The sequence below is a fragment of the Paenibacillus sp. FW126-R14 genome (assembly GCF_058789495.1).
In genome coordinates this window covers 1-1,439 of record NZ_JBYTBS010000131.1, presented here as the reverse complement: position 1 = coordinate 1,439, position 1,439 = coordinate 1, and the positions used below count along the sequence as shown (strand labels likewise).

Below are 1,439 nucleotides of genomic sequence, written 5' to 3'. Positions count from 1 at the left end.
GATGAAGTAAAATAATTTGTGTACCAACATTTGGAGTATAGGCAAACGACAAAAAAGTAGGGTATTCTCGGGATTACCACACCACCAAGAAGGAGCCCTACTCAATGACTACTATACCCCAAAACAATTTAAATGATCTACTAGAAAATCTTGTGAAAACGATGATCCAAGAAAAACTTGAGCTCATCATGAAAGAAGAAATGAATCAATTTCTTCAAGTGGAACAACAGTCAGAAATTCGTAATAGCCGGAACGGTTATTACGAGCGTACGCTCGATACACGGTATGGGAAAATCGAAGAATTGAAAGTACCAAGAGACCGCAAGGGGAACTTTCAAACTCAGCTCTTTGAACCGTACCAGCGGCGTGATGGTTGGCTTGAAGAGGCCGTCATTCATATGTATAAAGGCGGCATGAGCACTCGTGATGTAGCTCGCTTTATCGAAGGCATGTTTGGCACGCAGTACTCTCCGACCACCATTAGTAACATCACCAGTACCGTACTAGAAGACGTACAGCGTTGGCAAGAACGCCCTTTAGAGAAACGGTATTCGGTGGTTTATTTAGACGGCTTCTACTTTAACTTGAAACGTGACACGGTTGATAGTGAAGTCGTTTATTTGGTTATGGGCATTAACGAGCAAGGCTACAGGCATATTCTAGGTTTCTATATTGGCGGCAAAGAAAGTGCTAATGGCTGGCGCGAAGTGCTGGGAGACCTCAAACGACGTGGGGCGACAGAGGTGCTCTTAGGTGTATTTGACGGGCTGATCGGTCTTGAAGATGCATTTAAAGAAGCCTACCCAAAGGCCGATGTGCAGCACTGCGTTGTTCACAAGGTTCGTAATACCTTTCCAAAGATTCGAGTTAAAGACAAGGTGGAATTTCTGAAAGATTTAAAGACGATCTACAATGCCCCAGATTTGGAGTTAGCAAAGGCTTGTTTTGATACAGTGAAGGCGAAGTGGGGGAAGATGTACCCTAAGGAGATTGAGTCATGGGAGACCAATCTACCTACACTGCTGACGTTTTACAAATATCCGGCAATGATAAAGAACGCTATTTACACGTCTAATCCGATCGAGCGTACCAATAAAGAATTTAGGAAAAGATTACGTCCTATGAATAGCTTAACCAATGTTGAAGCTGCTGAAAAAATAATCTATTTGGATACGATTGCTCACAATGAAAGATGGGGCAACCGAGTTATTACAGGATTTAATGACCCCGAAACAAGAGAGGCATTGTCGTTGCTTTTTGAAAACAGGTATCCTACTGTTCCAAATCCTGAAAGCAAGGAAAAAGAAGAGCTCAAATAAATGGAATTTTAATCCAAAAAATTCAGGGGGATCCCCCTGAATTCGTTCAGACAACAAACCTATTCATCGTCCCGATGAATAACCCTACAAGACCTAATACACAAACTTCTTGACGCTACC

General features: G+C 42.4%; 1 protein-coding gene. It reads left to right on the top strand.

The features are described from left to right. Positions 1–104 precede the first annotated feature (104 nt). Positions 105–1,319 (top strand): IS256 family transposase, encoded by a 1,215-nt coding sequence (locus tag AC3WRW_RS32975; RefSeq protein WP_492550435.1) that lies wholly within the window; start codon positions 105–107, stop codon positions 1,317–1,319. Positions 1,320–1,439: the final 120 nt, after the last annotated feature.